A 6,063-nucleotide genomic window follows, 5' to 3' on the forward strand; every position below is an offset into this window, starting at 1 on the left:
ACGCCTCGGTGCCGTCCGGCCCCGTCATCATCGTCTGCGGGGGCGTGCTGTATGCCGCCTCGCTGCTGTTTGCGCCGCGCGGCTGGTTGCCGCGGCTGCTGCGCCGGCCGCACCTGCAGGCCTGAGTCGTTCGCTTTCCCCTGTTTTTTTCGGAGCTTCCATGACACTGTTTCGTCCCCTTTCCGCGCTGCTGGCCGCCCTGGCCCTGGCAGTGAGCCTGCCGGCCGCCGCTGCCGAGCGTATCCCGGTGCTGGCCAGCTTCAGCATCCTGGGCGACATCGTCGCCAATGTCGGCGGGGAGCGCATCACCGTCTCCACCCTGGTCGGCCCGGATGAAGACGCCCACGTCTTCCAGCCGGCCCCGGACGATATCAAGGCGGTCTCGCGTGCCAAGCTGATCGTGGTCAATGGCCTGGGTTTCGAAGGTTGGATGGATCGTCTGGCGCAATCGGCCAACTATCACGGCCCCATCGTGGTGGCCTCGGCTGGCATCAAGGCGCGCGAGCGCGTGGGTGAGGAAGAAGGGCATGACCACGAGCACCACAGCAAGGATGACCCGCACGCCTGGCAGGATCCGCAGAACGTGATCGTCTACACGCGCAACATCGTCACCGCCCTGGCCAAGCTGGACCCGGCCGGTGCCGAGACCTACCGCAAGAATGGCGAAGCCTACATCACCAAGCTGCAAGACCTGGATGCCTGGGCCGCCCGTCAGTTCGCCCAGATTCCCGATGCCAAGCGCAAGGTCATCACCTCGCATGACGCCTTCGAATATTTTGGCGCCCGCTACAAGGTGCGCTTCCTGGCCGCCCAGGGCGTCTCCACCGACAGCGAACCCAGCGCCCGCGACATCGCCACCCTGATCCGCCAGATCCGCAGCGAAAAGATCAAGGCCCTGTTCTTCGAGAACATGAGCAACCCCAAGCTGTTGCAGCAGATCGCCCGCGAATCGGGCACGGCGGCCGGTGGCAAGCTGTATGCCGATGCGCTCTCCAAGCCCGATGGCCCGGCGCCCGATTACTTGTCGCTGATGCGTTACAACATCACGCAATTGCTGGAAAAGATCCGTCTGAACTGAGACCGGCCAAATCGCGTATGCTGGTGGCCCCGCGCCGTCGCCCTGGCGGCGCTTGCCACCCAGCATAGGAGTCCACCCGCATGAGCATCGTTACCGTCGTCGCCATCATCACCGCCAAGCCCGGCAAGCGTGAAGAATTGTTGTCCATTGCCCGCGCCAACCTGGCCGCCGTGCGCGCCGAAGCAGGCTGCATCGAATATGGCCTGGTGACGGATGTCGAAGGTTTCGGCCCCAACCAGGCGCCGCTGGGCCCCGATACCTTCGCCTTTGTCGAGAAATGGAAGGATGAAGAGGCGCTGCGCCTGCACTTCACCCTGCCGCACATGATCGACTACCGCGAAAAATCCACGGACCTCATCGCCGAGCGCAAGGTCCACGTGCTCAAGTCGGCTGACTAATCCATCCCCGGCTCGGGTTCAATACTCGCCGGGGAAATCCGCCGGCCAGGTGTGCTGCGCATCGAAGGACGAGGCCAGTCCCATCTGCTTCAACCACGTGATGAAGGTCTTTAACGCCGGATTGCTGTCGGCGTTGCTGCGATAGAGCATGTGGTAACCCTCGCCATGCAGCACGATCTCCGGGAACAGCCGCACCAGGCGGCCCGCCGCCAGATCGTCATCCACCAGCGCCAGCGTGCCCATGCCGACCCCTTGGTCGGTCGCCGCCGCCTGCAGGCTCAAGAAGGAATGTTCATATACCGTCCCCGGCATCTTGCGCCGCACCGCCACCCCGGCCTTGCCTAGCCACTGCGACCAGGCCGCTGAACGGCTGGATAGGTGGATCAACGGCACCTCCACGAAATCGCGCGGTACCCGGATCGGGTGCGTCTCCAGGAAGTGGGGCGAGGCCAGCGGCACCGAGACGTCATCCAGGAAGCGCACGCAGTCATAGCCGCTGCGCTCCAGCGGACTGCGCCAGATGATGACGTCGAAAGGATCCTTCACATCCTCGAAATACTCCGACATGGTGGTGGTCACCCGCACCTCGATACGCGGGTTGTCGATCTGGAACTGCGACAGGCGCGGGATCAGCCAACGCATGGCCACCGACGGCGCGGCGATCAGGCGCACCACGCGGCTCTTGCCGGCCAGCGCCAGGTGTTCGGCTGCCAGGGCGATGCGGTCCAGGCTGGCCTTGACCTCGGCATAGAAGGCCAGCGCCGCTTCTGTGGGTTCCACGCCACGCGACTGGCGTAAAAACAACGGTTGTTCGAAATACTCTTCCAGCGATTTGATCTGCTGGCTGACCGCGCTATGGGTGATGAAAAGTTCATGCGCGGCCAGCGTCAGACTGCGCGTGCGGACTGCGGCTTCGAACACTTTCAGGGCCTTGAGCGGCGGCAGGGGAGATGGCATGGTGTAAGAAAAACTTATAGAGGTGTCGGAAAATGTTGCTTTGCAAAAGGTGGGGGCGCCCTTATTCTTCAATCACCGAAACGTCTAACTGAGAGAAATGAAGATGAACACCGTGAGTATATTGGCAAAGGATGCCGGTTTTTCTAACAATTTGCGCTCGCTCGTCGAACTGGTGAAGTTTGCCGTCCAGCAAGTCATCGCCGCCCATGCCTTGAAGCCGGTGCGCAACGATGCTTCCGAATTCCACGACGCCGCCTATTTCGACGGCGTGACCGATCACTTCGAGATGGAAGTGCGCCTGCGCCAGCTGGACCATAGCCACCTGCACGCGGTCTGGAAGCTGCAATCGCAGATCTGAAGTACTGACTTGTCGTGGAGCAAGTCAGGCAGTCCCGGCAGTCCCGGTAGTCCCGGTAGTACCCTGCACCACCAGGCCGATGCGCCTGAAGAAAAATGATGAAGAGACCGGTTCCGTAGCGTCGGAACCGCAGGCCGCAGCCCGGCAGCGTTCGCCCCCGAGGCCAGTCGCCAATCCCATCCCCGCCCCAGCGGGGATTTGTCGTTTACAGCCCCTCCTCGACTCCTTGCTTGATTCTGTTGATTCCGGCAGCCGATTTCCCTTAACAAAAATGACATCATGGTGCCGTGATGCGCTGATATATTGGGTGCGGGGAAAAAATTTGCATTGCCGTTTTTGCAGTATCCGCATCTTCAAAGGGGAATCCACCATGTTGTCATCACTTCGTGCCCGCCTGATCGTCATCTGCGTGCTGATCGTGGCCATTGCCATGATCGTGCTCAGTGCCGCCAACATCACCACCGTGCGCAGCGATACGCTGGCCGCCATTTCCACCCAGACCCAACAGCTCACCGAGAGCCATGCTGCCAACATCAGCGAATGGGTGCGCAGCAAGCGCGTGGCTACCGGGGCCATGAAACAGGCCTTGAAGCAGAGCGATGTGCTGCCCATCGTGGCGGCCGCCCAGGAAGCCGGTTCCTTCGACGATGCCTACATCGGCTATCCCGACAAACGCATGTTGGGCCTGCACCCCATGCCGCCCGGCTACGATCCCCACGGCCCGACCCTGTACAAAGCAGGCGGTGGAAGCCCGCAAGTCGGTGTTGACCGCACCTAACGTGGACGCCACTACCGGCAAGCTGGTGGTGAGCTTCGCCGAGCCGGTGATGGACAAGGGCAGCCTGCAAGCGGTGCTGGGCTCGGACGTGCAATTGGATAACGTGGTGCGCAACGTGGCTGGCATCAAGCCCACGCCCTCCAGCTTTGCCTTCATCGTTGGCAAGGATGGCCTCATCATCACCCACCCCAACAAGGAACTGGCCTTGAAGCCGGTCTCGGCCCTCGATCCGAGCCTGTCGGCGCAATCGCTGGCGGGGATGAAGCAGGGCGGCAGCGCCACCATCGGCGGCGTGTCTTACCTGTTGTTCACCCAGCCGATTGCCAATACTGACTGGTCGCTGGTGGTGGCGCTGGATTACCGGGAAGCCACCCAGGCCATCGGCGTGCTGATGACGCTCTCGGTGGTGCTGGCGCTGGTGGCCATCGTGGCCGCCGCCGTCCTGCTCAGCTACACCATCACGCGCCTGCTGCGTCGCCTGGGCGTGGTGCGCGATGCGATGGAAGACATCGCCTCCGGCGATGGCGATCTGACCCGCCGCCTCGACACCAGCGGCAAGGATGAACTGGCGCAGATCTCGCGTGCCTTCAACCACTTTGCCGACAAGATATCGCGCACCTTGCTCGATATCCGCCGCGCCAGCGAGTCTGTGAAGGTTTCTTCCAGCGAGATCGCCAGCGGCAACATGGACCTGTCCGCCCGCACCGAGCAGCAGGCCGGTTCGCTGGAAGAGACGGCCTCAGCCATGGAAGAACTGACCTCCACCGTGAAGCAAAATGCCGACAATGCCCGCCAGGCCAACCAACTGGCGGTGTCGGCGTCGGATGTGGCAGTGCATGGCGGCACCGTGGTGGGGCAGGTGGTCAGCACCATGAGTTCCATCAATGAGTCTTCGCGCAAGATCGTCGACATCATCAGCGTGATCGATGGCATCGCCTTCCAGACCAATATCCTGGCCTTGAACGCAGCGGTGGAAGCGGCGCGCGCCGGCGAGCAGGGACGCGGCTTTGCGGTGGTGGCTTCGGAAGTGCGTTCGCTGGCGCAACGCTCGGCCACAGCGGCCAAGGAAATCAAGCAACTGATCGACGACTCGGTGCAGAAGGTGGAAACCGGCAGCCAACTGGTGGCGCAGGCCGGCTCGACCATGGATGAAGTGGTCTCCAGCGTCAAGCGCGTGACCGACATCGTCGGCGAGATCAGCTCGGCCAGCCAGGAGCAGAGTGCTGGCATCAGCGAAGTGGGCAATGCGGTCACGCTCATGGATGAAGCCACCCAGCAGAATGCCGCGCTGGTGGAGCAAGCCGCAGCGGCGGCCAAGTCCTTGCAGGAACAGGCGGCGCACCTGGCTGAGGTGGTGGCCGGCTTCAAGCTCGATGAAAGCGCGCACGCCGCACCACGCGCAGCTTCGGTGCCGCCTCCGTCGCCCGCCGCATCGCCAGCGCCAGCGGCGCAGCCTGCGCCGGCGGCCCGCAGCGCGCCCATCAACGTGACGCCCAAGCCGGTGCCATTGAAAGCCAAGACACCGAACCGCCCGGCGCTGCCAGCCGAGCCGGCTGCCTCCAAGTCGGAGCCCAAGCCGACGACCAAGGCCGCCCCCAAGAGCAGCGGTGGTGACGATTGGGAAGAGTTCTGAAGACAGTTGGCCAGACGGTTGGCAGGAGATTCTGAACTACTCCCGTGACAGTCGCCGGACGGTCCGGGAGCTAGCACCGATACAGTGCCGATACGCTTTTCAGGTCACTTTCTTCTTTATTTCTTCTTCAGTAACTGCATGGCACCGAACAGTGCCTGCATTCCACTGTGCTCGATGAAGCTCAGGTTGTAGGGATGCTCGGCCACCGCCCGCGGGAATTGCTCCACCAGCGGCAGGCTGTGCAACTGTTCGGCGATCTTGCCCCACAACACCAGGGTGGGTAGCGGCCTGTGCTGTGCCTGACCGTGTTCGGCCAGTGCCCGCAGCACGGTCTCGAAGAAGGGTTTCCAGGCACGGGCATCCTTGAGCGGCGCCACATGGGCGCGAAACACCAGGCTGGCATTGAGCAGCAGGAAACCCTGTGCGGTGAGATTGTCCTGCAGACCGGGCTGGAGCTCTTGATCAGCGAGCTGTATGGCTCCACCGTGATCAACATCCTGCAGGAGTCAGGCAATAGCGATGCACGCCTGAACTATGGACGCGGTACCCCCATGGACCTGTTCCACAGCGCCACGGCGCGGGTGATCCTGGCCTATCTGCTGCCGCGCCAGTTGCGCAAGCACTTCGACCAAGCCAGCGCCGAAGAGCTGCGGCTGGTAGGGACCAACTGGAAGGATTTTTCCAAGGTGATGCTGAAGATCCGCAAGGATGGTTATTGCGTCAGCGTAGGGGAACTGGACCCGGGCAAGACCGGCATCGCCGCCCCCATCTTCGATGAGAAGCAGCGCATCCTGGGCAGCATCACGCTGGGCGGCAATACGGAACGGGTCAATGCCTTTCACCGGNACTTTCTCTCTGGGT

The 6,063-nt window shown here is 62.7% G+C and carries 5 protein-coding genes and 3 pseudogenes; 6 read left to right on the plus strand and 2 right to left on the minus strand.

Annotation, left to right across the window (positions count from 1 at the left end; all coding sequences use genetic code 11):
* The 3 genes and pseudogenes from I5W_RS33595 to I5W_RS20550 all read left to right on the plus strand — a co-directional run.
* Positions 1 to 125: pseudogene (locus tag I5W_RS33595) on the plus strand (metal ABC transporter permease); the annotation flags it as partial.
* Between the two features lie 35 nt (positions 126 to 160).
* On the plus strand, positions 161 to 1,078 hold the full coding sequence (locus tag I5W_RS20545; RefSeq protein WP_044530623.1) for a metal ABC transporter substrate-binding protein: 918 nt from the start codon (positions 161 to 163) through the stop codon (positions 1,076 to 1,078).
* Positions 1,079 to 1,158: 80 nt separating this feature from the next.
* Entirely contained in the window at positions 1,159 to 1,476 is a 318-nt protein-coding gene (locus I5W_RS20550) for a putative quinol monooxygenase (protein WP_017451583.1), read from the plus strand.
* Between the two features lie 18 nt (positions 1,477 to 1,494).
* Here the strand turns inward: I5W_RS20550 and I5W_RS20555 are convergent, their stop codons facing one another.
* Positions 1,495 to 2,433: a LysR substrate-binding domain-containing protein gene (locus tag I5W_RS20555; protein WP_017451584.1), complete on the minus strand. Its 939-nt coding sequence runs from the start codon at positions 2,431 to 2,433 to the stop codon at positions 1,495 to 1,497.
* Positions 2,434 to 2,536: 103 nt separating this feature from the next.
* Between I5W_RS20555 and I5W_RS20560 the strand changes: the two genes are divergently transcribed.
* Together I5W_RS20560 and I5W_RS20565 are read left to right on the plus strand one after the other, a co-directional pair.
* On the plus strand, positions 2,537 to 2,791 hold the full coding sequence (locus I5W_RS20560; RefSeq protein WP_044528134.1) for a hypothetical protein: 255 nt from the start codon (positions 2,537 to 2,539) through the stop codon (positions 2,789 to 2,791).
* Positions 2,792 to 3,161: 370 nt separating this feature from the next.
* Positions 3,162 to 5,202, plus strand: a pseudogene (locus I5W_RS20565) (methyl-accepting chemotaxis protein).
* 116 nt (positions 5,203 to 5,318) lie between these two features.
* On the opposite strand, the pseudogene I5W_RS20570 reads toward I5W_RS20565, so the two are convergent.
* Positions 5,319 to 5,693, minus strand: a pseudogene (locus tag I5W_RS20570) (uracil-DNA glycosylase); the annotation flags it as partial.
* Between I5W_RS20570 and I5W_RS20575 the strand changes: the two are divergent.
* On the plus strand, positions 5,580 to 6,063 hold a 484-nt coding region (locus I5W_RS20575; RefSeq protein WP_305809662.1), incomplete at its 3' end, for an IclR family transcriptional regulator domain-containing protein. The pseudogene I5W_RS20570 and the gene I5W_RS20575 overlap by 114 nt on opposite strands.

Origin of the sequence: Herbaspirillum sp. B65, from assembly GCF_000333555.1 — a bacterium.
Classification (GTDB): domain Bacteria; phylum Pseudomonadota; class Gammaproteobacteria; order Burkholderiales; family Burkholderiaceae_D; genus Herbaspirillum; species Herbaspirillum rubrisubalbicans.

Coding starts and splice junctions, on each gene's coding strand:
- I5W_RS20545 (WP_044530623.1), top strand. CDS start 161: ATGACACTGTTTCGTCCCCTTTCCGCGCTGCTGGCCGCCCTGGCCCTG.
- I5W_RS20550 (WP_017451583.1), top strand. CDS start 1,159: ATGAGCATCGTTACCGTCGTCGCCATCATCACCGCCAAGCCCGGCAAG.
- I5W_RS20555 (WP_017451584.1), bottom strand. CDS start 2,433: ATGCCATCTCCCCTGCCGCCGCTCAAGGCCCTGAAAGTGTTCGAAGCC.
- I5W_RS20560 (WP_044528134.1), top strand. CDS start 2,537: ATGAACACCGTGAGTATATTGGCAAAGGATGCCGGTTTTTCTAACAAT.